General features: G+C 39.9%; 16 protein-coding genes and 2 tRNA genes. 16 read left to right on the top strand and 2 right to left on the bottom strand.

Annotation, left to right across the window (positions count from 1 at the left end; all coding sequences use genetic code 11):
• The first annotated feature begins 10 nt into the window (after positions 1–10).
• Positions 11–493, top strand: coding sequence for a sigma-70 family RNA polymerase sigma factor (locus tag K5677_RS01440; protein WP_296723829.1), 483 nt, complete (start codon positions 11–13; stop codon positions 491–493).
• Positions 490–1,872 carry a hypothetical protein gene (locus K5677_RS01445; RefSeq protein WP_296723831.1) on the top strand — a complete coding sequence of 461 codons (1,383 nt, stop codon included), beginning with the start codon at positions 490–492 and terminating at the stop codon, positions 1,870–1,872. The genes K5677_RS01440 and K5677_RS01445 overlap by 4 nt, the downstream gene beginning before the upstream one ends.
• Before the next feature lie 85 nt (positions 1,873–1,957).
• On the opposite strand, the gene K5677_RS01450 is transcribed toward K5677_RS01445, so the two are convergent.
• The gene (locus K5677_RS01450) at positions 1,958–2,443 is read right to left on the bottom strand and encodes a metallophosphoesterase (protein WP_296723833.1); all 486 of its coding nucleotides are present in this window, start codon (positions 2,441–2,443) and stop codon (positions 1,958–1,960) included.
• A 188-nt stretch (positions 2,444–2,631) separates the two neighbouring features.
• Between K5677_RS01450 and K5677_RS01455 the strand changes: the two genes are divergently transcribed.
• From K5677_RS01455 to K5677_RS01495, 9 genes are all read left to right on the top strand, one after another.
• Positions 2,632–2,880 (top strand): hypothetical protein, encoded by a 249-nt coding sequence (locus K5677_RS01455; protein ID WP_296723834.1) that lies wholly within the window; start codon positions 2,632–2,634, stop codon positions 2,878–2,880.
• Positions 2,881–2,882: 2 nt separating this feature from the next.
• Positions 2,883–3,236, top strand: a complete 354-nt coding sequence (locus tag K5677_RS01460) for a hypothetical protein (RefSeq protein ID WP_296723835.1) — start codon at positions 2,883–2,885, stop codon at positions 3,234–3,236.
• Between the two features lie 17 nt (positions 3,237–3,253).
• Positions 3,254–3,562: a hypothetical protein gene (locus K5677_RS01465; protein WP_296723837.1), complete on the top strand. Its 309-nt coding sequence runs from the start codon at positions 3,254–3,256 to the stop codon at positions 3,560–3,562.
• A gap of 9 nt (positions 3,563–3,571) precedes the next feature.
• Complete coding sequence (locus K5677_RS01470) at positions 3,572–3,826, top strand: pro-sigmaK processing inhibitor BofA family protein (protein WP_296723838.1); 255 nt, start codon at positions 3,572–3,574, stop codon at positions 3,824–3,826.
• Positions 3,827–3,902: 76 nt separating this feature from the next.
• Positions 3,903–5,177, top strand: coding sequence for a thymidine phosphorylase (locus K5677_RS01475; protein WP_296723842.1), 1,275 nt, complete (start codon positions 3,903–3,905; stop codon positions 5,175–5,177).
• Positions 5,178–5,214: 37 nt separating this feature from the next.
• A complete protein-coding gene (locus K5677_RS01480; RefSeq protein ID WP_296723844.1) occupies positions 5,215–5,628 on the top strand; it encodes a zinc ribbon domain-containing protein in 414 nt (137 codons plus the stop codon).
• Between the two features lie 209 nt (positions 5,629–5,837).
• A complete protein-coding gene (locus K5677_RS01485; RefSeq protein ID WP_296723849.1) occupies positions 5,838–7,472 on the top strand; it encodes a class I adenylate-forming enzyme family protein in 1,635 nt (544 codons plus the stop codon).
• Between the two features lie 145 nt (positions 7,473–7,617).
• The gene (locus K5677_RS01490; protein WP_296723850.1) at positions 7,618–7,977 is read left to right on the top strand and encodes a sporulation initiation factor Spo0A C-terminal domain-containing protein; all 360 of its coding nucleotides are present in this window, start codon (positions 7,618–7,620) and stop codon (positions 7,975–7,977) included.
• 216 nt (positions 7,978–8,193) lie between these two features.
• A complete protein-coding gene (locus tag K5677_RS01495; protein WP_296723852.1) occupies positions 8,194–10,731 on the top strand; it encodes a carbohydrate-binding protein in 2,538 nt (845 codons plus the stop codon).
• Between the two features lie 119 nt (positions 10,732–10,850).
• Here the strand turns inward: K5677_RS01495 and K5677_RS01500 are convergent.
• Positions 10,851–10,926: transfer RNA gene (locus K5677_RS01500), tRNA-Lys, on the bottom strand.
• Positions 10,927–11,103: 177 nt separating this feature from the next.
• On the opposite strand from K5677_RS01500, the gene K5677_RS01505 reads away from it, so the two are divergent.
• The 5 genes from K5677_RS01505 (at position 11,104) to K5677_RS01525 (ending at position 14,842) form a co-directional block, all read left to right on the top strand.
• Positions 11,104–11,180 (top strand) — tRNA-Arg (locus tag K5677_RS01505).
• A gap of 100 nt (positions 11,181–11,280) precedes the next feature.
• A complete protein-coding gene (locus K5677_RS01510; protein WP_296723854.1) occupies positions 11,281–12,375 on the top strand; it encodes an SGNH/GDSL hydrolase family protein in 1,095 nt (364 codons plus the stop codon).
• Positions 12,376–12,471: 96 nt separating this feature from the next.
• Complete coding sequence (locus K5677_RS01515) at positions 12,472–13,260, top strand: hypothetical protein (protein ID WP_296723857.1); 789 nt, start codon at positions 12,472–12,474, stop codon at positions 13,258–13,260.
• A complete protein-coding gene (locus tag K5677_RS01520; RefSeq protein WP_296723859.1) occupies positions 13,260–13,949 on the top strand; it encodes a class D sortase in 690 nt (229 codons plus the stop codon). Before K5677_RS01515 ends, K5677_RS01520 begins: the two co-directional genes overlap by 1 nt.
• Positions 13,946–14,842 (top strand): hypothetical protein, encoded by an 897-nt coding sequence (locus K5677_RS01525; protein ID WP_296723861.1) that lies wholly within the window; start codon positions 13,946–13,948, stop codon positions 14,840–14,842. The genes K5677_RS01520 and K5677_RS01525 overlap by 4 nt, the downstream gene beginning before the upstream one ends.
• The last annotated feature ends 202 nt before the right edge of the window (positions 14,843–15,044 follow it).

The raw sequence follows: 15,044 nt of genomic DNA on the forward strand, positions 1-15,044 counted from the left end.
GAAGCGAACGATGGACCACGATAAAATGACGGAAATATACGATAAATACAGTAAAGCTGTATATCGTATGGCGTTTGCGTACTGTAAGAACAAAGATGATGCAGAAGATATTATGCAGGATGTCTTTATCAGGCGATTTTCCGCAGATATAGAATTTGAAGATGAAACAAAGGAAAAAAGCTGGCTTATGAAGGTAACTGTTAATAAGTGCAGAGATATGTTCCGTTCACTTCGCTATAAATATTCGCTGACCTCTGTGCCGCTCGATGAAGCGAACCTTGTATACGAAACACCTGAGGAAAGTGAAGTGTATCACGCGGTAATGTCGCTTCCGGCAAAATACAGGACTGTTATACATCTCTATTACTATGAGGAATACTCAATAAAAGAGATAAGCTGTATAACAGGTGACAGAGAGTCTGCGATACAGACTCAGTTATTTCGTGCACGTAAAAAACTAAAAGAAATTCTTGGAAAGGAGCTCCGAATATGAATATGAAAGATTATAAAAAAGTAACAGACCGCTTAACACCGGGAGAGCGGTGCAGAAAAGAGGTACTTGAAATGAGTAAACGTGAGAACAAAATAAAGATGAATACAAATGAGTATACTGAAACCGTATCAGGCGTTGAGGTACGCAGAGGTCACGGCATAACAAAATATGTGAGTATCGCCGCAGCCTGCGCTCTTATCGTCGGCGGTATAGGTACAACAGGAGTATTGCTCCATAAGACAAATAAAAATGCTCAGCAGTTTGCAGAGGTCATTGAGGAAGAAACAACAGCCGAGGCAGTAACAGAAATAGCAGAGGAGCCTACAGAGAACTTGGCTGACATAGATTATGACTATGAAGCAATCGCAAATGAACTCACACAGCACTATATTGATAGTCTGAACGTAATGCAATTTGGCGATGTTACTTATGACAGCAGTGACAGCATAACATTTTATACCTATGACAGTACAGATGAAGAATGGTCAAACAAATACGGCGGTGAGCGCACCTTCTATAAGGTGACTGATGAGCGTTTCAACAGCTGTCAGGATATATATGAATACTATAAAGCTCCGATTGCATCGGTAATTGACAGAAAACATTTCGGTGAGACATACGAAAGCTTTACAATGCCTGATAACTATAAGGAAGCGCAAGATGTAGAAGATAGTGTAACATTACGAAGCTGGTTGGGAGAGGATGTTAGCAAATTTGAGGTCGGCAGCAGAGTTGATCTTGCATATGATCCCGAAGATGAAGGCACTTTTGATTATGCAGCTCATTCTATCCATACAGCAACTTATGTTGAGTATAACGGACAGCTTTATGTAAGACAAATGCCTAAGTTCTCTACAACAGGCGATAATTCTTTTTCAACTGAACCTGCTGTCACACACGAAGAAGCGGACAGCTTTACCGTATCACGTTTTGTAAGGACTCCTTATCTTGGAAATGCAAACGCAAATTACGGTGAAGAAAATATATTTACATTTGTCCTTGAAAACGATGAATGGAAAATCAAATCTATCGAAATTGGTGACAGACCCGAATACACATCAGCAGTAGCTATACAGCACTATATTGAGCAGAAATCCGAATATAACGACATTAATATCGGTGTAGATACGGATAAGACCACAGGTTTAGGCATCGGACATATTATGAATTATCTTGAAGTGACCGAATATGATCCGGATATTCATGTATGCAAGGTACACGCTGTTCTTCATAATATGAACGGTGAAGATGCCATTGATATGACAGCGGAGGTCAGCGTAAATCATAACGGAAATCCTGTTGTAATGTCAGCAGATATTACAAGAATAAAAGAATATGACAGCTCATATGAGCGCCCATATGTAGTTTCAGCAAACTGAATATAAAATTATCCCCTTGAAGCAATTCAAGGGGATTTTTATGTAACAATGATCAGGTATTTGCATACAATAAAAGCAGAGAATATCAGACATTTACGATATTGGTGACTACATCACCCTCAGGAGTTATGTCAATGTGTCCAAAAGAGGGCTTTGCGCCGTCCCGGGGAATAGAAGCACTTCCCGGATTCAGGATATAGAAACCGTCCTCATAGCTCTGATAGCGCTCGTGAGTATGTCCGAAAAGGATTATATCACATTCATTTGCAGCGGCGAGGGCTTTGAGCTTGTCGAGTGAACCTCCTACCCCATAAAGATGACCGTGTGTGGCAAGCAGCTTATGTCCAATAAGCGGCAGAACAAAGTAGTCATCGCTGAGACTGTCAAAGTCACAGTTTCCTGCGACATGGATTATCTTAGGAGCTAATCTCTGATGAGACAGGATAAAGTTATCCAGCTCGCGTTCACCATCACCAAGATGGATTATCCAGTCTGCGTCAGTATTCCGCATAATAACACTTTCAAGAGCATAAGAATTACCGTGTGTGTCTGATATTACAACAATGCGCAAATATATCCCTCCTAAGAAGATTATACCATATTATAACATAGATTTTTGAAAAAATCAACAGGTATTATCAAAAAAATATAGACCAGTTTGTTAAAATCGCAAAAATGCGAGAGGTACAGGCATTCAAAACATATTTTATGAGTAAATACAATATATTATTGTATATATCAAGTTTTATGGAGGCAGCTATGAATAATATTGATCCTAATAAAATCTCGGGACTTCTTAACGTTGTAAGCAAAAAGATAGGGGTACCGCCTGAGAAATTACGCTCAGAGCTTGAAGAAGGAAAATTCGACAGTGCATTATCTGCAATGAACAGAAATGACGCTGCAAGATTTCAACAAGCCGTGAACAATCCTAAAATTGTTGAAAAAATGATGAGTACGCCGCAGGCAAAAGCACTCTATGAAAAGCTTTCAGGCGGAAAGAAATAAAAATGGACGATATAATGGGAAGGATCAGCGAGCTGCTGACAGATGAGGAAAGCGTAAAACAGCTTTCCGAGCTGGCACAAATGCTGGTCTCAGACAGCGAAAAGAATGACGGAAATGATGAAAAAACAGAAAGAACAGTTCCTGAGGATCAGCCTGATATAGCTTCAATGCTGAAACTGACAGGGCTTATCGGAGAAATCTCAAAGCAGGACAAGAATACAGATCTGCTGCTTGCTTTAAAGCCGCATCTCGGTACGGATAAGCAAAAACGTGTTGATAAGGCGATAAAGCTGCTAAAGCTTCTTGCAATATGGAATATCGCAAAGGAAAGCGGACTTTTACATGAACTGATTTAAAGGAAGGAGGCAAGTTGATGGCGGTATACAGAGATAAATTTTCTAAACATTCAGAAATGGGATACTCTAAATTTTATCAAGGCATAGGACGAAATACCGCCGCTGACCTGCCGCCTGATACATTAAAAAAGGAAAATACTGCTTCAAATTCAGAAACTAAAGCAGATAATAGTACCCAAAAGCACATTTTTGACGGTCTGATCGATGAATTCCTTGACGGCGGAATAGACAGTGATAAGCTTCTTATTGCTGCTATACTGTATTTGCTTATAAAAGAAGGTGCCGATATTAAGCTTATTATCGCACTTGGATATATACTTATGTGAGAGGTAAATATGGATATTGAAATGTTGTTTAAAATACTTTGCGTAGTTGTAGTAATTATTATGATGATATATTATTTCAGACGGCAGAAAAAACTTTTATCGTTTATTATAGGTGCATTTACAGGTGGAGCTGCCCTATTGATCGTAAACAAATACGGAAGTATATTAGGAGCTGATATTCCGTTGAACCTATTCAATTTATCCGGAAGTCTCATTCTTGGTGTACCATTTGTAGTCTTTATAGTAATAATGAACTTTTTGTAAATTCAAGGGCTTATTTCACAAAAACTATTGAATTTATACTATAATAATGGTAAAATATATGTATAGGAGGTGGATCATGAATATCATCGATATTATCAACAAAACTAAAAAGTCACAGGAACTTAATGAAGAAGAGATATTATGGCTAATAAAAAGCTATACAAACGACGAAATACCTGATTATCAGATGTCTGCATGGCTTATGGCTGTATGTCTTAACGGGCTTTCTGAAAAGGAGACCTTCGCTCTTACAGCGGCTATGCGTGACAGCGGAGAAATACTAAATCTTAATATTCCATTTACTGTGGACAAGCACAGCACAGGCGGAGTCGGTGATAAAACATCTCTTATCATCGGACCTATCGTTGCTGCCTGTGGCGTATGCATGGCAAAAATGTCAGGACGCGGCTTAGGTCATACGGGAGGAACTATTGATAAGCTTGAAAGCATTGAGGGCTACAGAACCGATCTGCCATTAAATGAATTTGAATCGATACTTAAAAAAACAGGCTTTTCGATTATTTCTCAGTCAGGTGAATTTTGCCCTGCTGATAAAAAAATGTATGCTTTAAGAAATGCAACTGGTACAGTTGACAGCATCCCCCTTATATGCGCAAGCATTATGAGCAAAAAGCTTGCAATGAACGCAGATTGTCTGGTTCTTGATGTAAAATACGGTACGGGAGCTTTTATGAAAACTAAAGAGGAGGCTGAAAAGCTTGCTGTACTAATGGAAAAAGCAGGTAGATCAGCAGGAAAAAAGTGTAAAGCTGTTGTAACCGACATGAATGCTCCTCTTGGTAAAAATATCGGAAACGCTCTTGAAGTTAAAGAAGCCGTAGAGCTTCTGCAAGGAAAATCTAAAGGCAAGCTATACGATGTTTGTATCGAGCTTGCGGTGGATCTACTGGAGCTTGCCGGTAAGGGAACTAATGAGGAATGCCGAAAAATGGCTGAAGATGCTGTTTCATCAGGCAAAGCACTTAATGTCCTGCGCGAAACTATCAGATTGCAGGGCGGCAATGAAAAAATCTGTTATGATACTTCACTTCTGCCTCAGCCGCTTCTTAAATATGAGATAAGAGCTACAACAGGAATGAAGATACTTGGTTTCAATTGCGAAGAGCTGGGAATGACTTCTCTTCTGCTCGGTGCAGGAAGACTTAATAAAACTGACAAGATTGACATGAGCGCAGGTATTGTTATGAACTGTGATATCGGCGATCAGCTTGCAACAGATGATATTATAATGACTCTGTACTCAACGGTTTGCAGTGATTTTTCAGACGCTGCTGTAAGGGCGCTGAATGCTGTTAAGTTCAAAATTAACGAAAAACCAAGCTATACATAATTATAATGTTTCTAAAACATTACAGGAGGTCATAAATATGGGATTTGTTGATTCAGTAAAAGATTTTGCTGGAAAATTCGGAGAATCTGTTGAACGCGGTGCAAAGACAGTTTCAAACAGTTCTAAGAAATTCGCAGAAAAAACTAAGCTCAAGCGTGAAATGGCTCGTATTGAATCGGATATCAATACAGACTACATAGAGCTTGGAAAGGTGATGTACGAAAAGATATGCAGCGATCCTGACAGTGAATTTCTTACAACTATCAATGACATCAAGGATAAAACTTTAAAACTTGACGAGCTTAAGGCAGAGATTATGTCACTTGAAGACAAGATATTCTGCGAAAACTGCGGCTCTCAGATACGAAGAGAGCAGGTTTACTGCGATAAATGCGGTAAAAAAGTATCAGAAGACGAAGCAGAGACTGTTTCAGATGTAACAGTAGAATAAGTATCCAAGGCGCGTTATTATCTTTAACGCGCCTTGATTTATGCAATTTGCTGAAAATCATCTATTTCGATTTGTTTAAAAAAACATATAAGAAGTATTTACTTTTTCGCTTTTTTGTGATAAAATAAAAGATAGTTTATCGCTTTGCAGCTTTTTGCCTTTTAAATATAAAAGCATAAAAGCTTCTTAGTCAGAAAGGAACATAAATAATGCCAATTACAGAATTACTTGAACGGAATGCTAAATTATATGGAACTGATGTTGCTCTCGTAGAAGTAAATCCTGAGATAACAGAGATCCGACGTATTACATGGAAAGAATATGAGCTTATCGAACCTAATCCCGAATGTCATTACAGACGCGAGATAACTTGGAAAGTCTTTGACGAAAAAGCAAATCGCTTTGCAAATATGTTAATAGAAAGAGGAGTCAAAAAGGGAGATAAAGTCGGCATACTTCTGATGAACTGTCTTGAATGGCTTCCTATCTACTTTGGTATCCTCAAATCAGGTGCTCTTGCTGTACCGCTTAATTTCAGATACACTGCTGATGAAATAAAGTACTGTCTTGACCTTGCAGAGGTTGATATTCTTGTATTTGGTCCTGAGTTTATCGGACGTATAGAGGAAATCGCCGACGATATCAGTAAAAATCGTCTCCTTTTCTATGTTGGAGAAGGATGTCCCTCGTTTGCAGAGCATTACGACAGCCTTGTTGCTAACTGTGCAAGTGCTGCACCTGATGTAAAGATCACAGATGACGACAATGCTGCTATTTACTTTTCATCGGGTACTACAGGTTTTCCAAAAGCTATCCTTCACGACCATACAAGCCTAATGCATTCAGCTAAAGTTGAACAGAATCACCACGGACAGACAAGGGACGATATATTCCTTTGTATCCCGCCGCTCTATCATACAGGAGCAAAAATGCACTGGTTCGGCAGTCTCTATGCCGGAAGCAAGGCTGTTCTGCTTAAAGGTGTAAAACCAAAGTCTATTATTGAAACTGTTTCTGAGGAAGGCTGTACTATCGTATGGCTTCTTGTTCCGTGGGCGCAGGATATCCTTGATGCTATTGACAGGGGAGATATTGATCTTTCAAATTACGACCTTGACCAGTGGAGACTTATGCATATCGGCGCTCAGCCTGTTCCGCCTTCACTTATAGCACGTTGGAAAAAGGTGTTCCCTAAACACCAGTATGATACTAATTACGGACTCAGTGAGTCTATCGGTCCCGGCTGTGTTCACCTCGGAGTTGAAAATATCCACAAGGTTGGAGCTATCGGCAAGGCTGGTTTTGGCTGGGAAGTAAAAATAGCAGATGAAAACGGCAACGCTGTTGAGCGAGGACAAGTCGGTGAACTTCTCGTTAAGGGCCCGGGAGTGATGAAGTGCTACTACCGTGATGAAAAGGCTACTGCTGAAACATTAAAGGACGGCTGGCTTTATACAGGTGATATGGCTCAGGAGGATGAGGACGGTTTCATCTATCTTGTTGACCGTAAGAAGGACGTTATCATCAGCGGCGGTGAAAATCTGTACCCCGTACAGATAGAGGATTTCCTCAGAAGTCACCCTGCGGTCAAGGACGTTGCTGTAATCGGACTTCCGGATAAGAGACTGGGTGAGATCGCAGCTGCGATTATTTCTATAAAGGAAGATCATACCTGCACAGAGGAGGATATCACTTCGTTCTGTCAGAAGCTTCCAAGATACAAGAGACCGCATAAGATAATTTTTGCTGATGTTCCCAGAAATCCCACAGGAAAAATTGAGAAGCCAAAGCTTAGATCAATTTACTGCGGTGAAAGTCTTGTGGCAAAGCAGATCAAAAACTGATAAAAAAGAGCAGCCAAGCTGCTCTTTTTTGGTTTATCGACATTATTCGTCATTACTCGACAATAGTCGACATATTTCCCCCTTACCATTTTATTACAATTATGCTATAATTATACTATCATTGCTAAAAGGAGTGCAAATACTAATGAATAACGTTGTAGCAATAATTGTTAAAACTCTTTTAAATCTCGGAATAGCTCCTAACACAAAAGGTTACCACTATCTGCGAGATATTATATTCATGTGTGTTACATCAGATGAACACATTACGAATTTCAGCAAAACGCTTTATGCAAAGCTGGCAGATAAATACCAGACTTCTGAATGTTCTATAGAAAGAGCAGTCAGACACGCTATCAAGTCAGGATGGTATCGTCATAATGAAGAGCTTGCAGAGAAAATTTTTATGAATACTCTGCAAAGTACAAATGATATTCCTACAAATTCAGTATTCATTTCCACAGTTTCCGAATGGATAAGGATCAACTGTGCTGATCTTATGTAATGCATTATTTCAAATAAATAATGCACATTGAATATTTATTGGATCTTCCCTTGATTATTCAAGGGGATTTTTTTATTATTATAAGTGTACAAAATAAGCATAAGGTGTAAATTACAAATATTATTAGTGAAAAGCACTATAAATTGTTGAAGTTTTGCAGAACATCGTGTATAATATTGATATAGTTTAATTTGGCATATTCTGGAGGATATTAAAATGTTTAGAAGAATCAAAATAACCGTGGCTCTTGCCATCAGCATTCTTACCGTTTTTTCAGGAGCTTCGGAGATTGCTACAACAAACAGCCACTTTATGACTGCCTCTGCCGCGGGAAATATACCAGCCTTTCCCGGAGCTGTGGGCGGCGGTAAATACGCTACGGGTGGACGCGGCGGCGAGGTCTATCACGTTACAAACCTTAATGACAGCGGCGATGGGTCATTCCGCGACGCCGTAAGCAAATCCGGACGAATTGTAGTTTTTGATGTCACCGGAACTATAGAGTTAAAAGGAAATATCCTTTGCTCAAGCAATATTACCATTGCAGGACAGACCGCTCCCGGAGGCTCTGGTATTACGCTGAAAAACTATAAAATGGGTATGTCCGGGGACAATATAATATGCAGGTATATCAGCTCACGTCCCGGACCATATGCTTCTACAAGCTCGGGCAATGACGCATGGGGCGGCGCAAAGGGTTCAAATTCTATAATCGACCACTGTTCAATGGGCTGGACTACAGATGAGCAGTGGGGACTTTACTCCAATAATACGAATTATACCGTGCAGTACTCCGTACTCGGTCCTGCGGACTCGTGGGGCGGTCATAAAAAAGGCCTGCACGGATTCGGGATAATGCTTGGCAAGGGTGACCTCACCTTCGACCATAATCTGATTATCCATAATGTTTCGCGTAACTTCCGCGGAAAGGTATCTGACCGTTACACTGCGGATTTTACTAATAATATTATTTACGACTGGGGATATCAGACGGCATATGGCACTATCGGTCATCTCAACTACGTAAATAATACACTTAAAGCAGGAAACTCCACCACAGGCGGCTATCACTGGATATACGTTGACAGTACTACTAAGCCGGAAAACTTCAAAATATATTGCGCGGGAAACCGTCTTATTAACAAGGACGGCTCATTCCACAGTATAACCGGAGATAACTGGGCAGGTGTAACGTTCAAGGACGGTATTGGGATAACCAAGAATAACCTGTACAGCAGTAATTCCTTTCCTATAAACGTAAACGGTGAAAACGTCTCTACCGCAAATACTGCTGAGAGTGCCGCAGCTTCCTATGACCACGTTATACGCTTTGCAGGCAACGGTATCTCTCCTGATAAGCGAACCGCCATAGACAAGCAATGCGCCAACGAAACCAAGAACAGTACCGGTCAGTGCAGCGGTACTGCGGCATTTGACGGCTCTGAGACAAATCTTAGCAAGTACAATATAAAATGCGGCGTTTCATACAGCTATCCATCACCTGTAACGAAAAAGGAAATAACTGACGCCGACAACGACGGCATGGACGATAAATGGGAGCTTGCAAGAGGTCTTGATCCAACCGATCCCGAAGACTACGCAGGAGATTACTGCGGTCAGGGCTACATGAATATCGAGTACTACATCAATGATTTAACGGTAAATTCCTTCCCTGAGGGTGTTGTGAAGCTTTCCCCTGAGCAGTCTGCACCTCTCCCGACCGTATCTGCCTTTGAGACGATAGAGGCTGAGGACTTTGACGCCAACGAGGGAGTAACGGCTGAGGAGAGAGGCAATATCGGCTATATTGAAAACGGTGACTGGACTATGTACCGAAGGGTGAACTTTGGCAGCGGAGCTCAGAGCTTCAAAGCTAAGGTCTCAGGAAATCCGACAGTAATGGAGCTTTATCTCGACAGCATCAGCGGTACACCTGCGGCAAAGGTAAGCTTTGCAGGCACAGACAGTTTCACTGATTATGAAGAGATAGAGGTTGGAATATCTAAGCTGAGCGGCACTCACGATCTGTATATCCGATTTACAGGTGGTGACGGCTATCTCATGAATCTGGACAGCTTTGTATTCGGCAAGGACACCGTTCCACTCAGCGGAAGACTTTTCAAGGACGTGCAGGTCACTGCACAGGCCAATCCTGATTCGTGGCTGATACTCCCAAGCGCAGAAGTTGGCTCGTTATTATTCGGCGACAGAGACTTCAGGATAGCTCAGCTGCAGTCAACTCTTGAAGGTGCGGAGCTCCTTCTAACCTCATGCGACGCAAACGGGACAACAGGCGAGGCAGCTTCCTTTACCGCAGGAAGTGATATGTCACTGTATATCGGACTTGACAGCCGTGTAGAGAAAATCCCTGACTGGTTAAGCGACTATACCCTGATGAGGACGATGTGCAGTTCTGATAATGATGTTACATTTATGATGTACAAAAAGGATATCAAGACAGGGGAGAAGGTGTCTCTCGGCAGCAACGGACAGACATATCAATGTGTTAATTATATAGTTATGGCAGTTGAAAAAAACACCACAGAGCCAGCTGTAGACTATGCCGTCGGCGATATCAACAAGGACGGCTCCATAAATGTTGCTGACCTTGTTATTCTTCAAAAGCATATTATTGGCAAAGAGATAATGTCTAAGGAGCAAGCGCAGCAGTCTGACATGAATGCGGACACAACAGTCGATATATTTGACTTAGTTGAATTAAGAAAGGCTGTCATACAAGCATTCAGCAATTAGCCCATAAATGATGCATTGATATAGAATATGCCTGTATTCCTATTAAGCTGGAATACAGGCATATACAAATATATTTAATCTTAACAAAACAAAAAACGCCCCGACTATTGCCGAGGCGCTGGTGAGACATGAGGGATTTGAACCCTCGACCCTACGCTTAAAAGGCGTATGCTCTACCGACTGAGCTAATGTCTCACAACAAAAATAATTATATCAATTTTTGACTTGGTTGTCAAGGCTTTTCCGTCTTTTTTATAAAACCGGTCTATGAGTCAACAATTGAAGAAATATTTAGTGTAACTTGACGTTTTATCAAATTTGAGGTTGACATTTATGATATAGCATGGTATAATATTTAAGTCGTCAAACGATGTGCTTGTAGCTCAGCTGGATAGAGTGACTGGCTACGAACCAGTAGGTCGGGGGTTCGAATCCCTCCAGGCACGCCAAAAAGCCTTACGATTTTTCGTAGGGCTTTTTATTTTTACTTGAAAAATTAATATTTCCATGATATAATCATAAGAAAACCTGAATGAGGAAAGAGAAAATATGAAAAAGCTTATTTCAATTTTGACTGCAATAGCTATGGCATATACAGGAATGATATTATCGGCTGAAACAGCTGTCTGTGAGGATAAATCAGCCTCAGAGCCTATAAAAATCATGGCAATAGGCGATTCTATAACTGACGGATATGGTGTATCAGGCTCTTACCGCAAATACCTTTACAACGAGCTTGTTAAAAAAGGATATAATATTGATATGGTCGGTTCTAAAGGAAATGACCAGATGATAGAATTTTACGACAGTGAAACAGGCGAAGGCTTCTCCTATGATGATGATAATACAGGATATAGCGGGTATGCTATAAAGGAGTACCCTGGCAGAAGCGGTATTCTTGAAACTCTCATATCCACAAATTGCCTTGAAACTTGCAAGCCTGATGTTGTTATTCTTCAAATCGGAACCAATAATATAATAGATAACTATGATGCGACTAAGACTTATAATGACCTTAAAGAGCTGATAGAATATATCTATGATAATATATCTGACAATTCTGTTCTTTTTGTAACAACTATCCCTGATGTTGATCCAAATCGTCAGGAGGTTTACAATTGGTTCAGCAATTATCGCCATTCATCCGATTGGCAAACTAATTACTCAGATGAAGAAGCAGAAGAAAATATACTCAATACCCTTTTAAAATACAATATTAACCTCAGCTGGTTAGTGCGTAATAAAAGAATTGAAAAAATCTTGGATAATTTTGATATTTCGACAGACAGTGAAGCTCCAGATGAAAGAGACTTAGAAGGTCCGCATCTACGCAATGCAGATGTTGCTTATGTTATAACAGATGTCAAAACTCAGCTTATGGACGGTGTTCACCCCAATAATAAAGGGTATAAGCTTATGGGAGAATACTGGGCTGAGATGATAGATGATTATCTTAGCGGCGAAATAGTAAAGCAAAAGATATATAAAATCGCAGACCTTGTAGAGCTTCAGAAATATATTCTCGGATCAGCTTCACCAATGAATAGCTATAGATTCCTTGATAAATACGATCTGAATTATGATGAGATAGTTGATATCTTTGACCTTGTACTATTAAGAAAGGAGCTCATCAAGAATTCATAAAGAATTTATTAATTTCATTGTGTAAGAATATTTCTTGACAATATTCTGATTAAAATGTATAATGTTTATTGTATATATGATATTGGAGGGATTTATATGTACTTCAAAAAAATAATCACAGCTTTAGCTTCTTCTGCTGTTATCGCAGGAGCTTCTATTACTTTTTCATCAAGCGTTTATGCAACTACAGCTGACGATGTTGCTGCTGTTGCAAGAGCATATGGATATTCAGAAGAAGATATCCAGGCAGGCTATAACGAATATAACGCTCACCCACAGGACTATCCTTCTGAACTTCTTGATAAGGCGATCGCAAAACTACACGAAGCAGGAAATCAGATAATTACTGTCGGACCGCAGGTGCCGAGCACTCCTACAACTACAACTGCGGTCAATAATACAGAAAAAACAGCAACTGAAGATGACGGCATAACTCTGACCGCAAGTGACGGAACTACGTTTACCAGAATTAGTGCTGAAGCTTTTATCAGTATGTCATATGATGAAAAAATGGCTTATGTCAGAAGCTTTAATGAAGCTCAGCAGCAGGCTATAATCGACAATCTTACTCCCGAGGAATACAGAAGTCTTATGAAACAGAGTCCGTCCGAGCAAAAGTTGCAGATCGTAGGAAAGCTTTCAGAAGCAGCAGAGCAAATGGGGCTTAATATTACAGTTGATGAGATAAGTGACAGTTCACTTACTATAGCAATGAGAAACGAAAGCGGTGAATTGCTTAATGTATCTACCGCAGGAGCATCTGTCGAGGATACAGGATACGATAGAAGGGGCATTTTTGCCTTTGTAGCTGCATTCATCGGGATAGGCGTTTCCGGACTGTTTCTTGTTATGCGCAAACTTTATTCAAATGGAGCAGAAGAATAATGAGCGAAAAAAAGAAAAAGGATAGTTTATTTATTCATATCATAACGCCTTTTATTGTATTATTTCTTTGTATAGGCATATTCGTTGCTGCAATGATAAAGCCTTCAGATAAGCTCAAGGTATATCTTAATCTTGCATTTATGGATAATCTCAAAGCAAATCCGGAAGCAGCAGGCTCTGGACTTGTTGTAAGAGATAATGATATTATTGATGAATTTGACGGTCAGACATACGACGAAGGTGAGATAATACGCCCAAAATTCGGCGAAATGTATGCGGTTCTCACCACATCTGCCTTTGATATTGCTATCCCTGTTTACTGGGGCAGCAATTCCGAGCTTTTTGAGCGCGGCGCTTGTCAGTCATCAGGTTCAAAGATAGCAGGTGAAGACGGAAATACTGTCATAAGTGCTCACGAAGATACTTTTTTCTCACAGCTTGACAAGCTGAGAATCGGAGATACAGTTGTATTAAAAACAAATTACGGTGAATTCAACTATGAAGTCAAGGAACAGATAACATTCAATAAAAAAGACGGTAAATACGTAGCGCCTTCAGCTGCTTCAAAGCTTACGCTTTATACCTGCAAAAAGGATATACTTGGCAATGCAGATGAAAGAATCGGTGTGATTTGTGAGCCTACAGAGAAAAAGTTCTATAAAAAAACAGGAGAGGGGAGTTCAAATTGAAAAAAATAAGCACATATCTCCCTTCACTTTTAATTTCCGTATTACTTGTTTTTCTGACTATCGCAGGCGCAGCTATGCTTCTTGTAGATATTAATATATCTGCTGAAAAGCTGAAGAAGCTCGCGCAGAAAAATTCACTTGAAACAAGCATTTATCCCGAGATAAATAAGTATTACAAGGATAAGTATAACACTACAGGTATCCCTGCCGAAGTTTTTATGGACGCTGTAGATGAAGATTATATCCGCTTATATGAAGACGCTTATATTGATTCAGCCTTTGACGCTCTTGAAAGCGGAGCAAAAATGGTTGTTGCTCACCCTAAAAACACAAAGCTTGAGGAAAATATAGACGAATTTTTTAATACATTTGCAGAAGATAACAATTATGAAAAAGACGATAATTTCGGCTTAAAACTCCGCAATACAAAAGAAAACGCCTATACTACCATAGGTTCATTCTGTGATGTTTACAAGTTTTCTTCCATGAATCAACACGGTATTCTTTCAAAGCTCTCAATTGTTTATTCTCACCGCACTGAGGCAACTGCCGCAGTTCTCTGTGCTTTAGTATTAATGATCATTCTTTTGACACTTATCAATCATAAGAAAAAAATAACGGCCATGTACTGGTGCGGAGTTTCCTCACTGGTATCAGGTATTCTTGGGGCTATACCTTCCATATATCTTATTGCATCTCATTACTATGACTCTTTTACTATCAAACAAGCACCTGTATTTACCGCCTTCACCAGTCTTATGTATAAGTATACAGAGGCTTTTACAGCTGTAACCATAGCAATTGGTGTTGTCGGAATATCTCTTATGGTAATTTACGGAGTGATACATGAGAAGAAAAAATATCCAAATGTAAAACCAACAAAAATAGATTGATAACTAAACAGCTGCCAAATCAGGCGGCTGTTTTTTGTAATCAGAAAACCCCCGGCTCGGCCGTAATGTCATTAAGCTAAGGAAAAACAAAATAGTCACAGGGTGAACAAAGATCCTGTGACTATTTTTATGAATATAATGTAAATTTTTGCAAAAAGGTATTGACAAAAAGCCGAAAATGTGCGGCGAAGCCAATCAGATA

It is taken from the genome of Ruminococcus sp., assembly GCF_024684275.1.

Coding starts and splice junctions, on each gene's coding strand:
- K5677_RS01460 (WP_296723835.1), top strand. CDS start 2,883: ATGGACGATATAATGGGAAGGATCAGCGAGCTGCTGACAGATGAGGAA.
- K5677_RS01465 (WP_296723837.1), top strand. CDS start 3,254: ATGGCGGTATACAGAGATAAATTTTCTAAACATTCAGAAATGGGATAC.
- K5677_RS01480 (WP_296723844.1), top strand. CDS start 5,215: ATGGGATTTGTTGATTCAGTAAAAGATTTTGCTGGAAAATTCGGAGAA.
- K5677_RS01485 (WP_296723849.1), top strand. CDS start 5,838: ATGCCAATTACAGAATTACTTGAACGGAATGCTAAATTATATGGAACT.
- K5677_RS01515 (WP_296723857.1), top strand. CDS start 12,472: ATGTACTTCAAAAAAATAATCACAGCTTTAGCTTCTTCTGCTGTTATC.
- K5677_RS01440 (WP_296723829.1), top strand. CDS start 11: ATGGACCACGATAAAATGACGGAAATATACGATAAATACAGTAAAGCT.
- K5677_RS01470 (WP_296723838.1), top strand. CDS start 3,572: ATGGATATTGAAATGTTGTTTAAAATACTTTGCGTAGTTGTAGTAATT.
- K5677_RS01455 (WP_296723834.1), top strand. CDS start 2,632: ATGAATAATATTGATCCTAATAAAATCTCGGGACTTCTTAACGTTGTA.
- K5677_RS01510 (WP_296723854.1), top strand. CDS start 11,281: ATGAAAAAGCTTATTTCAATTTTGACTGCAATAGCTATGGCATATACA.
- K5677_RS01445 (WP_296723831.1), top strand. CDS start 490: ATGAATATGAAAGATTATAAAAAAGTAACAGACCGCTTAACACCGGGA.
- K5677_RS01520 (WP_296723859.1), top strand. CDS start 13,260: ATGAGCGAAAAAAAGAAAAAGGATAGTTTATTTATTCATATCATAACG.
- K5677_RS01495 (WP_296723852.1), top strand. CDS start 8,194: ATGTTTAGAAGAATCAAAATAACCGTGGCTCTTGCCATCAGCATTCTT.
- K5677_RS01490 (WP_296723850.1), top strand. CDS start 7,618: ATGAATAACGTTGTAGCAATAATTGTTAAAACTCTTTTAAATCTCGGA.
- K5677_RS01475 (WP_296723842.1), top strand. CDS start 3,903: ATGAATATCATCGATATTATCAACAAAACTAAAAAGTCACAGGAACTT.